Annotated in this window: 6 protein-coding genes; all 6 read left to right on the top strand. The window is 64.5% G+C overall.

What is annotated here, in order from left to right; genetic code table 11:
* Positions 1–11: 11 nt before the first annotated feature.
* The 6 genes from FS320_RS05850 (at position 12) to FS320_RS05825 (ending at position 16,425) form a co-directional block, all read left to right on the top strand.
* Complete coding sequence (locus tag FS320_RS05850) at positions 12–1,145, top strand: 5-methyltetrahydropteroyltriglutamate--homocysteine S-methyltransferase (protein ID WP_152710158.1); 1,134 nt, start codon at positions 12–14, stop codon at positions 1,143–1,145.
* A gap of 65 nt (positions 1,146–1,210) precedes the next feature.
* Positions 1,211–2,173 carry a catechol 2,3-dioxygenase gene (locus tag FS320_RS05845; protein WP_152710197.1) on the top strand — a complete coding sequence of 321 codons (963 nt, stop codon included), beginning with the start codon at positions 1,211–1,213 and terminating at the stop codon, positions 2,171–2,173.
* A gap of 455 nt (positions 2,174–2,628) precedes the next feature.
* Complete coding sequence (locus tag FS320_RS05840; protein ID WP_162002849.1) at positions 2,629–4,293, top strand: peptidase domain-containing ABC transporter; 1,665 nt, start codon at positions 2,629–2,631, stop codon at positions 4,291–4,293.
* Positions 4,290–6,476 carry a peptidase domain-containing ABC transporter gene (locus tag FS320_RS05835; RefSeq protein WP_152710156.1) on the top strand — a complete coding sequence of 729 codons (2,187 nt, stop codon included), beginning with the start codon at positions 4,290–4,292 and terminating at the stop codon, positions 6,474–6,476. The genes FS320_RS05840 and FS320_RS05835 overlap by 4 nt, the downstream gene beginning before the upstream one ends.
* A complete protein-coding gene (locus FS320_RS05830; protein WP_152710155.1) occupies positions 6,473–7,921 on the top strand; it encodes an HlyD family type I secretion periplasmic adaptor subunit in 1,449 nt (482 codons plus the stop codon). Before FS320_RS05835 ends, FS320_RS05830 begins: the two co-directional genes overlap by 4 nt.
* An 8-nt stretch (positions 7,922–7,929) precedes the next feature.
* The gene (locus FS320_RS05825; protein WP_152710154.1) at positions 7,930–16,425 is read left to right on the top strand and encodes a DUF4429 domain-containing protein; all 8,496 of its coding nucleotides are present in this window, start codon (positions 7,930–7,932) and stop codon (positions 16,423–16,425) included.
* The last annotated feature ends 62 nt before the right edge of the window (positions 16,426–16,487 follow it).

Genomic DNA, 16,487 nt, shown 5'->3' with positions numbered 1-16,487 from the left:
GAGGAATAGCCATGCAACGCACCAAACCGCCTTTCCGCGCCGATATGGTCGGCAGCCTGCTCCGGACCGCCGCCTTGAAGGAGGCGCGCCACAAGCATCATGATGGCGAAATCTCGGATGAGGCCTTGAAGGAGATCGAGGATCGCGAGATCCGGGCTCTGATCAAGCGCCAGGAGGAGATCGGCCTGCAGGCGGTGACGGATGGCGAGTTCCGCCGCGCCTTCTGGCATTTCGACTTCCTGGAACATCTCGATGGCGTCACCTCCGTCGAGGCCGATTCCGGCATGAACTTCAAGGGCGGCGTCGGCATTGCGAAGGCTCTGCGGGTCATCGGCAAGGTCGGCTTCTCCGGCCATCATCCGATGATCGACCATTTCCGCTTCGTGAAGGACAACACGGATCGCGTGGCGAAGATGACCATTCCGGGTCCGAGCATGCTTCACTACCGCGGCGGGCGGAAGATGATGAACATGGGCGTTTATCCGGACATGGGCGACTTTTATGCCGATGTCGGCAAGGCCTACAACAAGGCCGTTCACGCCTTCTACGACGCCGGCTGCCGCTACCTTCAGCTCGACGACATCTCGTTCGCCTATCTCTGCGACCCCGAGCAACGCGAGATGCTGCGCCAGCGCGGCGACGATCCGGAGAAGCAGCCCGAGATCTATGCCGGCATGGTGCGCGAGGCGCTCAAGGACAAGCCGGACGATCTGACGATCACCATGCATCTGTGCCGCGGCAATTTCCGCTCGACCTTCATCGCGTCCGGCGGATACGAGCCGGTCGCGGAGGTTCTCTTCAACCGCATGCCGGTCGATGGCTACTTCATGGAATGGGATACGGACCGTGCGGGAGGCTTCGAGCCCCTGCGCTTCCTGCCGAAGGGCAAGTCCGTCGTACTGGGCCTTGTAACCTCCAAGACGGGCATTCTCGAGAAGAAGGACGACATCAAGCGCCGGATTGACGAGGCCAGCAAATACGTCGATCTCGACCAGCTCTGCCTCTCGCCTCAATGCGGCTTTGCCTCCACGGAGGAGGGCAACACGCTTGCCGAGGACGAGCAGTGGGCCAAGCTGCGCATGATCGTCGAGATCGCCGAAGAAGTGTGGGGCAGCCCCGGCTCCGGAGCCAAAAAGGCAGCTTGATCGGGTAGGCGAGGGAGCTCCTTCGGGTTCCCTCGCAACCATTGTTGCGCGCGAGAGACATCATGATGCAAGACGAACCGGTGCTCGACCTGGCCCATCTTGGCCACCTTGAGCTGCTCACGCCGAAGCCGGACGAGAGCCTGCGCTTTTTCATCGATGTGCTCGGCATGACGGTGAGCGGCCGGCAGGGCGACTCGGTCTATCTCCGCGGCTGGGACGATTACGAGCGCCATTCGCTCAAGCTCACTGCGTCGAAGAAGCCGGGCATGGGCCACATGGCGTTCCGCGCGCGCAGCCAGCAGGCATTGGAGCGTCGTGTGGCTGCCCTGAAAGGATCCGGCCACGATATCGGCTGGACGGATGGCGATCTTGGCCACGGCCCGGCCTTCCTGTGCCGCGATCCGGACGGGCACGTCGTCGAGCTGTACTACGAGACCGAGTGGTATCAGGCTCCGCCGGAGCTGAAGCCGGCCTTGAAGAACCAGGCCCAGCGTTTTCCGGCTCGGGGCGTCAATGTCCGACGGCTCGACCATCTGAATTGCCTTGCCTCGGATATTCGGGCCAACCGGATCTTCTATGAGCAGTATCTCGGATGCCGACTGACCGAGCAGATCGTCCTCAATGACGGCACCGAAGCCGGCATGTGGATGACGCTGACCAACAAGAGCTACGACTTCGCCTTCACCCGCGATCATACCGGAGCCAAAGGCCGGTTCCACCACCTGACCTACGCCCTCGACAGCCGCGAGGACGTCTTAAGAGCGGCAGACATCTTTTTGGAGGCTGGGGTGCCCATCGAATCCGGCCCGCACAAGCACGCGGTTCAGCAGACCTTCTTCCTGTATGTCTACGAGCCCGGCGGCAACCGGGTCGAGGTGTGCAACGCCGGCGCCCGCCTCATCCTCGCACCGGACTGGAAGCCGATCGTCTGGACGGAGGAGGAGCGCAAGAAGGGACAGGCCTGGGGCATGAAGACGGTCGAGTCGTTCCACACCTACGGAACGCCTCCCGTCGATCCTGATGATTGAGATCATCTATTACGAAAACCCGGCAGACTTTCCGAAAGGTAAGGATACTGACTCTCACTCTGATCGGGCATTCGAGAATAGGTCGGAGCCATCGGCAAGGGGAACCTGAGGGACGTTATAAGATTTGATTTCAAATTTCCGTAACGTCTCTGAATGAGCGTTCAGCAACGCAAATATCGACCAATATTAACTTTACCAAAACATTAACGGCATGTCGGGCATGACATTGCGTTGACTTATAAGAAAATATTTCCGAATTCTAGTGTAGCAATACGCTGATACTTATGGCGGGTTGGGCTCTCACTGAGCTGAGAACGGTCCAAAGGCATGATGCCGCCCCGCCATACCGGTGAGAGCCCGGTATATTTCACCAAAGATATCGTCAGTATTTTCTCGGCCGAAAGGCCATTGGTAGCATTATGGATCGGTCCGCCGTCTCTTCCGGGGCGCCCTCGATGGCGTCCTCCGGCCCCTGGCTGACACGCCCGTTCAGAGGTCTGATCGGCCGCTTCGGGATCGCGTTCCTGATCCCGGTGCTCGAGGCGACCCTGCTCATCACTCTGCTGGCCCTGGCTCTTCCCGTTGCGCTGCTCCAGGTCTACGACCGGATCCTGCCGAATAAGGCCGTCGGCACCCTCGCGGTGCTCGCCACAACGGTGGCCTTCGCCGTTCTGCTGGAGGCGCTGTTGCGCCATGTGCGCGGTCGGGTGCTCGCCCGGGTCGCGGCAACGTCCGAGGCGCAGGCGCATCGTCAGGCCATGCAGTGCCTGCTGAACGCTCCTCTGTCGGCGCTGGAGGCGCATGGCAACGGCTATTACGCCGAGCGCCTCTCCGCCATCGGCACCCTGCGCGAGGCATGGTCTGGCCCGGCGCTTCAGGCGATGCTCGACCTGCCTTTCGCGCTGCTCTACCTCATCGGCATCTGGTACCTGGCCGGTCCGCTCGTCCTGGTGCCTCTGACGCTTCTGGCGGGTGTTGGACTCCTGGCTGCTTTGACAGGGCATCGCGTGCGCCACGCCGCCCATAACCTCGCTATGGCCGAGGAGCGCCGCTTCAACTTTCTCTTCGATACCCTGAGCTGCATCCATTCCATGAAGGTGCTGGGCGCCGAGCCCTTGCTCGAGCGGCGCTACGAGCGTTTGCAGATCGGCTCTGCCCAACTGCGCCGGAAGTTGTCGCACACGATCTCGATGGGGCAGGAGGGCGGCATGCTGCTGGCCCAGGTTGCCACCGTCGGCGTGGCGGCCTTCGGCTGCCATATGGTGCTGAACGGGCATCTCAGCGTCGGCGGCCTCGGCGCCTGCACGATGCTGGTCGGTCGCACCATGCAGCCGCTCCTCGGCGGCGTTGCCCTGTGGTCGCGCCTGCAATCGCTCAAGGAGAGCAAGAGACGCGTCGCGGAGATTGGCGCCCTTCCGCAGGAGCGCAGCCCCGACCGGCCGTCGTTGCAGATATCGGCGGGGCACGTCTTTCTGCAGGATGTCCGCTTCCGCAACCCTCGCTATTCCGACTGGCTGTTCGACAGTCTCAATCTGGAAGCGCAGCCCGGCGAGATCGTCGGCATCACGGGTTCCAACGGGTCCGGCCGTTCGGCTCTGCTGCGCCTGATCGCAGGCGACCTGAGGGCGACGAGCGGTCGCGTTCATATCGATGGACAGGATCTCGCCGAGGTCGATGTCGGGCCGGCGCGCCGGCTGGTCGCACTGGTGCCGCCCGATCCCGCGCTGGTCCGTGGCACACTGCTGCAGAACCTGACCATGCACCAGCCGCAGCGGGAGGGCCTGGCCCTCCGTCTGGCAACGGAACTGGGATTGGATCAGGTTGCCAGTGCTCTGCCGGGCGGCTGGCATACCCAGGTCGGTGTGGCCGCCACGCCGTTGCCGCGCGGTGCAGCCCAACGCATCGGCGTCGTTCGTGCACTCGTGGAAGAGCCGCGCATCCTGCTCCTCGACGACATTACATCGCAGATCGACGGAGACAGCGATGCCCGCCTTGCCCGCCTGCTGGCGGATCTGCGGGGCAGGGTGACGGTGGTCATCGTCACGCACCGGCCCTCCACCTTGAACATCGCCGACAGGGTCTATGCGATCCGGGACAGCCGGTTGGAGCGCGTGTCATGAGCCCGATAAGAGAAGACCGCTCGCGCGCCCCACTGGAACTGCCGGACGATCTGCTGGCTCCCTCCGATCTCGCCCGCTGCCTCTCCACCATGCTCTGGCTGATGGAATGGCCCGGCAGTGCGGACGATCTTCTGTCGGCTCTCCCGCACGTCAAACCGGACATCGACCTGACCGATGTGCGGAACACCCTTGCCATCCTCGGTTATCCGACCCGGATGGAGCGCCTGTCGCGGGGCACCTTGGATCCGAGGCGTCTGCCTGCCATCCTGCTCCCGGCGGGCGATGCGGCGGCGATCGTCTATCGAGATGAAGAGGGGCAGGTCCTGCTCCTCGACGGTGCGACCGGCGAGGTTGAGCCCTGCGATCCCGATGCGCTACGGGGCACATTGATGCTCGTCATCGATACGGACGCCGGGGCCCCGCGTCAGAGTTGGTTCAGCGGCATTGCACGACGCTTCCGCGGCGATCTGCCCGCCCTGCTCGGCGTCAGCGGTCTGATGGCGGTGCTTGGTCTCGCCGTACCCGTGTTCACCATGACGGTGTTTGATACCGTGATCGCGGGCTACAGCCCGGAAACCTTGCCGATGCTCGTTGCGGGCGCAGCGGCCGCCATCCTTCTCGAGGTTGCCTTCCGCGCCATCCGGCAACGCGCTCTGCTGAGCATTGCCGAGCGGCTCGACCGCCTCGTGCCGAGCGCTGTCTTCACGCAGCTCATGTCACTGCCGACCGCGCTGGTGGAGCGGGCAGGAACGGCCTCCCAGGTGTCGCGCCTCCGCGATTTCGCAGCGATCCGCGAGTTCCTCACGGGCAGTTTCGCCGTCGCTCTGCTCGACATGCCTTTCACCCTGCTGGTGATCGTCCTGATGTTGGTGCTGGGAGGCTGGATCGCGCTCGTGCCCGTGGGCACGGCTGCGGGTTTCGTCATCCTGTTCCTGATCTCCCGCGGACCGATGCGACTGGCGATCGAGCAGGCCGCCCGCGCCAACCAGATGAGAGAAGCGCTGGCAGTGGAAGCGCTCGAAACCGTTCGGACCCTCAAGCTCGTTGGAGCGGAGGAACGCTGGATCGACCGCTATTCCTCTGCAGCCGCTGCGGCCGCCGTATCCTCGGCGCGGGTCAGCACGCTCGCCGGTTCGGTGCTCGCCACGAGCCAGGCGCTGGTCACCCTGTCGGGGCTGGCCGCCGTGGTCATGGGGGTGCTTTCGGTTCTGGCAGGCGCCATGACGGCCGGCGCGTTGATCGCCGGCATGATGCTGATCTGGCGCATTCTCGGCCCCATGCAGACCTGCTTCGTCATGCTCTCCCGTTGGGAACAGACGCAGGCCTCCATCCGCCAGGTCGATGGGCTGATGGCTCTGGAGACCGAGCGGCCTCCGCCGCTCGAGGCGCGCATGGCACCGCCGGAGCAGGGCGCCATCGTGTTCCAGCGCGTGACCCTGCGCTATCTCCCGCAATCCGAGCCGGTCCTGGCCGGTGCCAGCTTCGCCATCCAGCCGGGACAGGTCGTCGCCGTGACGGGTGCCGAAGGCAGCGGCAAGTCGACTCTGCTGCTGCTGATCGCCGGTCTCTACAGGCCGCAGGGCGGTTTGGTGCGAATCGACAGCCATGACGTGCGTTCTTTCAACCCTGCCGTACTCCGTCGCAGCATCGGCTGGGTGCCGCAATCGCCGGGGCTTCTGTACGGCACCGTGGCGCAGAACCTGCGTCTCGCCCGCCCCAGTGCGTCCGACGCGGAACTGCGCGCAGCGGCTGAGGAGGCCGGCGTGCTGGAGACGATCGAGTCTCTCCCCCAGGGCTTCGACACCCGTGTCGGCGACAACCAGAGCGGCCGGCTGCCGCGCAGCATCCTGCAGCGCATCGCTCTCACCGGTGCCTTGTTGCGCGACGCGCCGATCCTGCTGCTCGACGAACCGGTCGCCGGGCTCGACGACGCCTGCGCGAAGGCCTTCACCGACGTCATCGCGTCGCGCCGCGGCCGCTGCACCATCCTCATGGCAACGCACCGGCCGAGCCATATCCGGCTGGCGGATCGCGTCCTGCGCCTGCGCGATGGGCAGGTGGAAGAACTCGACCAGCAGACGGCTCCCGGCGGGCCCCGTCCCACAAGAGCTCCCATCGGCCCGTCGCTGGCGAATGCCGCCTTCGCGAACCTGTCCGCTGCCAACAGCTCGAAAGTTGCATGATGAGCAAGACCGCAACATCTCTCGCCAACGGCGAAATCCTGCCTCCGAGCGTCGACCGGCGCTTCTTGCCGCGTGCCAGCCGCCAGCCGCGTCCCGACGGTCATGTGCTGGCGCTCGAAGAGCTGCGCGTCAGCGGCCTGGAGCGAGCCGTGGTGCTCGGCACCGGGCTCCTTGTTGCCGCGGGCCTGACCTGGGCGGCCCTGGCCCATGTACCGGAGGTCGCAGTGAGCGTGGGCGAGATCACTCCGACGGCCGCGCCCGCGCCCGTTCAGCATCTCGAGGGCGGAATCGTCGCCGAGGTGCTTGTGGACGAAGGCGAGGCGGTCGAGGCGGGGCAGCCTCTGCTGCGTATGAATGATGCTGTGGCGCAATCCGAGCTGTCGCAGGCGCGTCACCGGCTCGAGTCCCTGCAGTTGCAGGCGCAACGCCTTGCGGCGGCCGCAGATGGCAATGTCCTTGCCATGGATACGCGCAGCCGCCAGGGACCGGCGGCCGGGATGGTCGCCCATGCGGGCGGGGATGCGCAGACCGTCCCCCCCTTGACGTCGGGTCGCTTTGTCGAGCCGCAGCGCGCCGCATTGAACGCGCGCCTGCGGGCTCTGGCCGATCGCGTGTCGGTTCTGCAGGAGCAGGTGGCGCAGCGACGCGGCGATCTGGCGACGATGGCGGGGCAGATCGCCGCCGTGCAGGAGCAGATGGAGCTGCATTCCAAGGAACTCGGGATTCGCGAGGAACTCGCCCGCAACGGCCTGACGACCCGCCTTTCGGTGCTGGAAGCGCAGCGGCTTTCCATGAGTGCGAAGGCCGAGCATGAGCGGTTGACCGGACAGCGCGCCACAGCGCAACGCAGTCTGGCCGAGGCTGAAGCCCGCGTCGTCGAGGCGCAGTCCGCCGCGGTGGACGAGGCCCGTCAGGAAGCGGCGCGCGTCGCGTTGGACATTGCCGAGACGACGGAAGTCGTCCGCAAGCTGGAAGACCGTGCCGAGCGCATCATGCTGCGCGCGCCCATCGGCGGCGTCGTGCGCGGGCTGGCGGTCCATCGATCCGGTACCGTCCTGCCGCCCGGCGGGCTGGTCGCCGAGATCATGCCGCAGGACACGCAACTCGTGGCCGACGTCCGGCTGATGCCGCGCGACATCGGTTTCATCGAGGTCGGTCAGCCGGTGCACGTGAAGGTCCAGGCCTTCGACTATGCCCGCTTCGGTTCCGTCGAGGGCCAAGTGGAGCGCGTTTCGGCGGGCACCTTCCTCGACGAGCAGCGGCAGCCGCATTATCGCGCGCGCATCGCTCTTAAACAGCAGCATGTCGGCCACGATCCGCGTCATGCGCGGATCGTCGCTGGCATGACCGTCCAGGCGGACATCACCACGGGCACCAAGACGGTGCTGCAGTACCTGCTGAAGCCGATCTATTCGGCCATGGCGGCATCCTTCCACGAACGCTGAGCACACCCATGACCCAGCAACCTGACCTGACCATTCCATTCGACGCCAGCGTCGTCGATGAGGAGGCCCTGCGCGCCCTGCGTGCCGTGCAGCGCACGGTTCCCGTAGGCGACGGCGGCGCCAGCGGCAATCTTGTCGGGGGAACGGAGGCGGTTGCGGCCTTCGGCATGGTGCCGGGAGCACCATCCGGAGGAGGCTCGGGTGGATCGCATGGCATCATGCCTCTTACCACAGAGCCAACGCAGCGTCCGGCGGGCGCGCCATTGGACGTGCTGGACGCACCGGCTCAAGCAGGCACGTCGATGGCACTCGATGCCCCGTTGCCTGAGCCGTCTACCCTGGTTTCATCGGCTGCAACACACACCCTCGCACCGCCGAGGATCGCAACGGCCCGCGGTTCGTCGGGCTATACTTCGCCTGTACCGGGCTCTCCGATCGCCCCGGAATCGGACCAAGCTATGACGCAGGTCCCGTCGCCGGATGAGCAGGATACGACTACGCGACCTACGACGGACGAGCCGGCGCCGGAAGAGCCGCGCGACATCGCGGCTTCTCCTCCGCTTGTGCAGGTCACCGACGCAGAAGGGAGGGAGGATCAGCCGGTTGCTCTCGATCTCTCGGCCGTCTTGGCCGATACGGATGGATCGGAGCTGCTGTCGGTCAAGATCTTCGGCGTTCCCGAAGGCGCTTCTCTGACGCACGGCACGCGCCAGTCCGATGGCAGCTGGAGCGTGTCTCCCGCGGACCTGCCTCATCTGGCGCTCATCCCACCTCCGAACTTCTCGGGTACCTTCAGCCTCAAACTGCACGCGACGTCGCAGGAGTTGAACGGCGCGACGGCTATCGTCGAAGCGTCCTTCCAGGGGCAGGTGCATGCGGTGGCTGATACGCCCGGCGTGATGGTCGCCGATGCCTATGGCCAGGAGGACATGCCGGTGAGCCTTGCCGGCCTCGGCGGTGCACTGCGTGATACGGATGGCTCTGAGAGCCTCAGCTTCGTGCTCAGCGGTGTTCCGGCCGGAGCCACACTCAGTGCCGGCACGGCGCTTGGTGGGGGGCGCTGGGCCCTGACGCCTGCACAACTCGAAGGTCTGACCCTGACCCCGCCGCCACAGGCATCCGGACAATTCACCCTTACGCTCACGGCCGTCGCGACCGAGAGCGAGCCGGGCGTGCCAAGCGCCCGTTCCTCCGCCACGTTCACGGTGAGTCTCGATCCGGTCGTGGATGCCGGCTCTGTCGGCGGCATGAGTGAGGGATCGGAAGATACGACGATCCTGCTCCGGCCCACCTTTGCGACTCCGGATGCGGACGGCTCGGAGACATGGTCGGAGTTCACCCAGGTCGCCGGCCTGCCGCCGGGTGCTGCGCTCAACCGTGGCAGCGAAGTCTCGCCTGGTGTTTGGCAGGTATCGACTGCCGATCTGCGCGCTGGACTCGTAACGATCCGACCGGCCGAGCACAGCGATGAGGATTTCACCCTTACCCTTACAACGACGCTGACCGACAGTGCGAATGGCACGAGCGTCAGCCGGGTGGTGACGGGAACCCATACGGTCGCCGTCGCCGCCGTTGCCGATGCTCCCGCGGTGTCGGCGGCCGATGTGTCCGGAGATGAGGATCAGCCGATCCCGCTCGATCTTTCGGCCGCGCTCGTCGACGACGACGGATCGGAAATCCTGTCGGTGAGCATCCTCGGCGTGCCGGTTGGCGCATCCCTCTCGCACGGGACTCGGCAACCTGACGGCAGTTGGGAGGTGTCTGCCGCCGATCTGACCCATCTTTCCATCACGCCGCCATCGGACTTCTCCGGAACGATCAACCTGACGCTTCAGGCGACCGCCCGCGAGAGCTCGAACGGCTCGACGGCGACGCGGAGCGCCAACTTCCAGGTACAGGTCGACAACGTGTCCGATGCCCCCGTGGTCAACACGGATGATGCTTCCGGTTGGGAGGACAAGTCGATTGCCTTGAGCCTCTCCGCGGCCCTGACCGATACGGACGGTTCGGAAGTCCTGTCGGTGAGCATCCTTGGGGTCCCGGCGGGCGCGTCGCTGTCGCACGGCTCTCGTGCCGCCGACGGCAGCTGGCAGGTCAACCTGGCCGATCTGGCCGATCTTTCCATCCTGCCCCCGAAGAACTATTCTGGCCCGATCGACCTGACCCTGCGCGCGACCGCGCTGAGCACGAACGGTGCGATAGCGACGACCGATTCACCATTCCAGGTCCACGTCGAGGCGATCGCCGACACTCCCGACGTGAGCGTGCACGATGCGGCCACGAAAGAGGATCGGCCGATTGCGCTCGACCTCTCGGCAGCCCTGACCGATACCGACAACTCGGAGGTTCTCTCGGTCGTGATCGAGGGACTGCCGGCCGGTTCACGTCTTTCCGCCGGCATCGACAATGGCGATGGCAGCTGGACCCTGACGCCCTCACAGCTTTCCGGACTGACCCTGACGCCGCCGGTCGACTGGAGCGGCACCATGGCATTGACCCTGGTGGCGCAGGCGCGGGAAACCTCCAACGGATCGTCCGAGATCGTCCGCGCCCCGTTCAAGGTCGACGTGGAGGCGGTTGCCGATGCACCGCAGATCACAGCACATGACGTTGGCGGCCTTGAGGATACGTCGATTCCGCTCGGCCTCTCGGCGACGCTGAAGGACCAGGACGGTTCGGAGGTGCTGTCGGTCGTCATCTTCGGCGTGCCTGCTGGCGCATCGCTGTCCCACGGCACCCGCCAGGTGGACGGCAGCTGGAGCGTGTCTCCTGCCGACGTTCCGCGCTTGGCGCTCACTCCAGTCCATGATTTTTCCGGTCCCCTGAACCTGCGCATCGAGGCGACCTCCAAGGAGCGCAGCGGCGATACGGCGATCAGCACGGTCGACTTCCGCGTGCAGGTCGGCGCGGTTGCCGATACCCCTGACGTCAAGGTGGCGAACTTCTCCGGTCGCGAGGACGAGCCTGTTACCCTCACGGGTTTGGGTGGGGCCCTGCACGACATCGACGGTTCGGAGAGCCTGAGCTTCCTGCTCACCGTGCCTTCGGGTGCAACGCTCAATGCCGGCATCAAACAGGGGGACGGCCGCTGGCTTCTCACGCCGGCCCAGCTCGAAGGCCTGGTCCTCACACCGCCGGCGAACATATCTGGCACAATCAATCTGACGCTGACGGCCGTTGCGACGGAGAGCGATCCCAGGGCGGCGAAGGCTCTGAACTCGGCCAACTTCACCGTGAATCTCGATCCGGTGCTGGATGACGGCAGCATCAGCGGCTCCGTCAGTGGCAATGAGGATACGTCGATCAAGCTTAGTCCGAAGTTCGATACGCCCGACAATGATGGATCGGAAAAGTGGTCCGACGTCACGCAGATTTCCGGTGTTCCTCCAGGCGCTACGCTCAGTGGGGGAACGCTGGTGGGCGGAGTCTGGACGGTTTCCACCGCGGATCTCCGAGCGGGATTGGTAACGATCAAACCGCCGGAAAACAGCGACGTAGATTTCACCCTGACGTTCACTGCAACCCTGAACGACACTGGTAACGGGAAGACGATCAGCCAGGATGTAACAGGCACTTACGACGTCAAGGTTAGAGCGGTGACCGATGCGCCGAACGTGAGCGCTACGGACGTGTCCGGGAAGGAAGATCAGGAGATTGCACTCAACCTCTCGGCCTCGCTGGTCGATACGGATGGATCGGAAACCCTGACCGTCAGGATCTACGGCGTGCCAAGCGGGGCGTCCCTGACGAAGGGTACATTCCAGTCGGACGGTTCCTGGCTCGTAGACGCAAAGGATCTTTCGAGCCTATCTCTGAAGCCGCCGGCGGACTTCTCAGGCACGCTGAATCTAAAGATAGAAGCGACCGCTAAAGAAACGTCGACCGGCAAAACGGAAGTGCGAGAAGTGCCCTTCCAGGTAACGGTCGATGCGGTGGCCGATGCGCCGGGACTGCGCGTTGCTCCAGCGGTGGGCGACGAGGACACTGCAATCCCACTGAACATGGCGGCCTGGACCACGGATCGGGACGGTTCGGAAACAATCGTCGCTTTCCGGATCACGGGCATTCCGGTTGGAGCGGTGGTGCGAGCCGGCGGCGTGGAATTGTCCATCGTCGACGGGAGCGTGTCGGTCGATCCCGCTCGGGTGAACAGCGTGACCATCACGCCTCCTGCGCATTCGGACGTAGACTTCAGCGTAAAGGTGTCCGTCATCTCGGCGGAGCCCAATGGCAGCAGAGCCGAAAGCGAGCCGCAGGACATTTCAGTGACGGTACGGGCCGTCGCCGACGCTCCCGTCATGGATGTTACCGGCGCCAGCGGTTTCGAGGACAACCCGATCGCTCTCAATCTCACGGCTACCCTGCCGGATAACGATGGATCCGAGACGCTCAGTTTCGTGATCAGGGGAGTGCCTGACGGCGCAATCCTCTCCCACGGCACCTATCGCGGTCCGGGAGTTTGGTCCCTGACGGCCGACGAGGCCAGGCTGGTGACGCTGCTGCCGCCGGCCAACTTTTCGGGGACCATTAACCTGTCTGTCACTGCGATCTCGCAGGAGGAGCGGGGAGGCAACCAGGCAACAACGCCCGTCAACTTCCCCGTTGAGGTGAAGGCAGTGGTGGATGTCCCTGCCGTGGGCGGTCTCGACGGAACCTCCGGAAACTGGGGGACCATGCATGGGACGGAGGATCAGCCTATCGCGCTGCATCTCAACCCTGGTCTGCGAGACAGCGACAACTCGGAGAAGGTTGTCGGTGACATTCTCATCAGCGGGATCCCCGGCGGCGCCGTCCTGCGCCTGGCAGATAAAACTGTTGTCAGCGCCGATGGGGACGGGTTCTACAAGATCTCCGCTCGCGACATGGCCGGCGTGACCTTGACCATGCCCCACGACAGCGACAGGGCTGCCACCCTGCATGTCACAATGACGATCGAGGATAGTGGTGGCGTACAGGCCACGATCGGCGGGCAGATGGTGGTGGATCCGACCGGCGATGCCGATACGCCCGTGCTGACCTTCTCAGCGGCGAATGGCACAGGTCACAACAGCATCAACCCGGATGAGGGTCGGATTCCGCTCCACATCACCGCCGTCCCTGGCGACACCGATGGCTCCGAAACGCTGTACATTTGGATTCGGGATGTGCCGGACGGAGCAACCCTCTCGGCCGGCATTCCGGCCGGTGACAAATTATGGCTCGTTCCGGTCGAGGCTCTGCCGACACTCTCCATCCGTCCGCCTACCGGGTTCACCGGGAGCTTCAACCTGACCGTGACGGCTGTCGGTGTCGAGCGGGAGGGTGACCAATCCGAGGCGAGCGAAGTGGTCCCGGTGACGGTCACGGCGCCTGCCGGTGGAGGTGGAGGCACCGGTGGCGACGGGTCGGGCACAGTACCCGTCAGCCCTCCTGTTGCACAGGCACCGGACCTGAAAATCGAGGACGCAAGAACCGACGAGGATCGTAGCATCGCCTTGTCGATCAAAGCCGGCATCCAGGACACGGATGGCGGCAGGGAAACACTCGGCATCCGCATCGAAGGCGTGCCCGCAGGCGCAAATTTGTCGGCCGGTGTGAAAGATCCGATGACCGGGGCGTGGGTTCTGCGACCCGACCAGCTGAATAACCTGAGCCTGACGCCTCCGGCAGATTTCTCCGGCACGATCAAACTGGAAGTCATCGCAATTTCGATGGAAGCCACGGGCAGCAAGACGACCACGAAGACTGCGCTGAATGTGGAGGTCGTTGCGGTCGCCGATGATGCCGTCATCAGCGCCAACCCGCCAACCGGCGTAGAGGATACGGCGGTGCCGCTCAATCTCTCCGTTACCACAGGAGATGGCGATGGGAGCGAGACCGTCACGTCAATTGTCATCTCCGGTCTGCCGGCAGGCTCTCGTCTCGAGGGTGACGGCATCATAAATGTCGTTGACGGAAAGTGGTCGATCGATCCGGCGAACATCGCGAGCTTGCGCTTCGTGCCGCCTTCGAACGCATACGGAACCTTCGTTCTGAAGGTCGACGCGACAACCCGGGAAACGAGCAACGGCGACCCGCAGGAGACGAGCCGGACGATTGCCGTTTCGATCACGCCGTCTGCGGACGCCCCGAGAGTGACCGTGCATGACGCGACCGGTCAGGAGGACGGGACGATTACGCTCGACCTCTCTGCATCTCTGATCGACACTGACGGATCGGAAGTGCTCTCCGTCGTGATCGCGGGACTGCCGGAAGGCGCGCGGCTCTCCAAAGGCATCAACAACGGTGACGGCAGCTGGACGCTCACGCCGTCGCAACTCACCGGATTGACCGTGACGCCGCCCGCCGATTGGAGCGGGAACATGAATCTGACCGTGCAGGCCCATGCGCGCGAGACGTCAAACGGCTCGGTGGCGACTACCCATGCCACGTTCCAGGTGAAGGTGGATGCCGCGGCCGACACACCCGTCGTGAGCGCCCGTGATGAATCGGGTCTGGAAGACCAGCCGATCGCCCTGAATCTCTCGGCAGCCCTGACTGACCGCGACGGCTCCGAAATGCTGTCGGTGGTCATTTCGGATATGCCGGCTGGGGCCACCCTCAACCATGGCACGCGCCAGGCGGATGGAACCTGGATCGTGTCTCCATCCGACCTGCCACACCTTGCCGTTACCCCGCCGCAGAACTTCTCGGGCACATTTGCTCTCACCCTGACTGCCATCACTCAAGAAAGCGCCGGAGGGACCGCCACGAGCGAAGCGACCTTCCGGGTCCAGGTCGATGCCGTGGCGGACGCACCGGATGTAACGGTGGTCAATTTCTCCGGCAGCGAGGACACCACGATCAGCCTCACAGGCCTGGGTGGCGCTTTGCAGGACACCGATGGATCGGAGAGCCTGAGCTTCGTGCTCAGCGGAGTACCGGTCGGCGCGAGCCTCAATGCGGGTACGAAGCAGACCGACGGCAGCTGGCTTCTCACACCGGCGCAGCTCAATGGGCTGACCTTCACGCCACCGCCGCAGGCTTCGGGCTCCTTTACCCTCACGCTCACCGGCATCTCCGCCGAGAGTGCAGGGAGATCGACTGCTCATACCTCAGTGGATTTCAAAGTAAATCTCAACCCGGTGACGGATTCCGGCACGATCAATGGCGCGAGTACGGGAGACGAGGACACTCCGATCCTGCTCAATCCGACCTTCACGCTCCAGGACAACGACGGGTCCGAGACTTGGTCGGAATTCACCCAGGTGTCGGGCCTTCCGACAGGTGCCAGCCTGAGTCTCGGTTCGGAGCTCAGGCCCGGTACTTGGCAGGTCTCGACCGCCGACCTGCGTGCGGGTCTCGTGTCGATCCGGCTCGCGGATCACAGCGATGCCGATTTCAGCCTGACCCTGAAAGCAACCATCACGGATACAGGCAATGGCATCACCGTGAGCCAGGAAGTGACCGGCTCCCATACGGTGACCGTGAACGCGGTTGCCGATGCGCCGGTGGTGACCGCAGCCAGTGCAGTGGGGCAGGAGGATCACACGATCCCGCTGAACCTGTCCGCAGCACTTGTCGATACCGATGGATCCGAGACGCTGTCTGTCAGCATTCTCGGGATTCCGGGCAACTTCAAGCTCTCCCACGGCGAGGCAATCGGCAATGGCGAGTGGAGGGTGCCTGCGAGCAATCTGGCCGGTCTCCAGCTCATCCCTGCCGAGGATTGGAACGGCGCTCTCCATCTGACCCTTCAGGCCACCAGCACTGAAGCCACCGGTCAGACCGCAACGAAGACGATGCCTTTCACGGTGACCATCGACGCTGTGAACGACGCACCGGAAGTGCTGCTGACGGCACCGGCCCATGCGGGAGCCGGGGCACATCAGGCGGATGCGATCGGTTCGGCACAGGTCCAGGACATTGACAGTCCGCAGCTCGGCGGCGCGACCACCACCTTGTCGGGGGCGCAGCCCAGCGACCGTCTCGACTTCGACGGCTACGCCCTCCACAGCGAGAACGGGCGCATGATGATCGGCGATACCGGGATCGAGGTGGTGGGCGGCGGATATGCCATCGGTACCGGCACCCTGACCCTGAGTGGCAATGCCAATCCTGCGACGTATGCAGCCGTGCTGCAATCTCTGGTTCTGGAGAGTGGAGACGCGTCCGGTCTCACTGCCGGATCACGCAGCATCGCCGTGACATTGCGTGACAGCGACGGGGCAGCCTCGATATCCAAGACTGTCGAAGTCGTCGTGGACGATCCTCCGCCCGCCCAAGCGGAGGCTCACGGCCTCATGGCCGCTGCGGATGTCGGAACCACCCAGGACTTGTCCGGTTCCGACATTCTTCTGCTGATGGCGGACGGCGCAACCGACCCGAGCCACGGGGCTGTGGGCGCATGGACTGAGCAAATCGACGCCAATGATGCATCGACGACGGTGTCGCACGCATCCGTGAACCTTGACCAGCCTGCCTCCGACCACATTCAACCCATCGACGACTTCCAGGTCGATACCGCGCGGTCCCATTGGTCGTGAGGATGCTTTGGGCGAAAGGAGGCCTTCCGCCTGATGAAGCGGACCGTTTGAGTTGACGGATC

This window comes from Microvirga tunisiensis, from assembly GCF_009296175.1.
GTDB classification, from domain to species: domain Bacteria; phylum Pseudomonadota; class Alphaproteobacteria; order Rhizobiales; family Beijerinckiaceae; genus Microvirga; species Microvirga tunisiensis.
Note: the sequence above shows the minus strand (reverse complement) of the source record. Positions and strands in the feature narration are given on the sequence as shown.

Coding starts and splice junctions, on each gene's coding strand:
- FS320_RS05850 (WP_152710158.1), top strand. CDS start 12: ATGCAACGCACCAAACCGCCTTTCCGCGCCGATATGGTCGGCAGCCTG.
- FS320_RS05845 (WP_152710197.1), top strand. CDS start 1,211: ATGCAAGACGAACCGGTGCTCGACCTGGCCCATCTTGGCCACCTTGAG.
- FS320_RS05840 (WP_162002849.1), top strand. CDS start 2,629: ATGGCGTCCTCCGGCCCCTGGCTGACACGCCCGTTCAGAGGTCTGATC.
- FS320_RS05835 (WP_152710156.1), top strand. CDS start 4,290: ATGAGCCCGATAAGAGAAGACCGCTCGCGCGCCCCACTGGAACTGCCG.
- FS320_RS05830 (WP_152710155.1), top strand. CDS start 6,473: ATGATGAGCAAGACCGCAACATCTCTCGCCAACGGCGAAATCCTGCCT.
- FS320_RS05825 (WP_152710154.1), top strand. CDS start 7,930: ATGACCCAGCAACCTGACCTGACCATTCCATTCGACGCCAGCGTCGTC.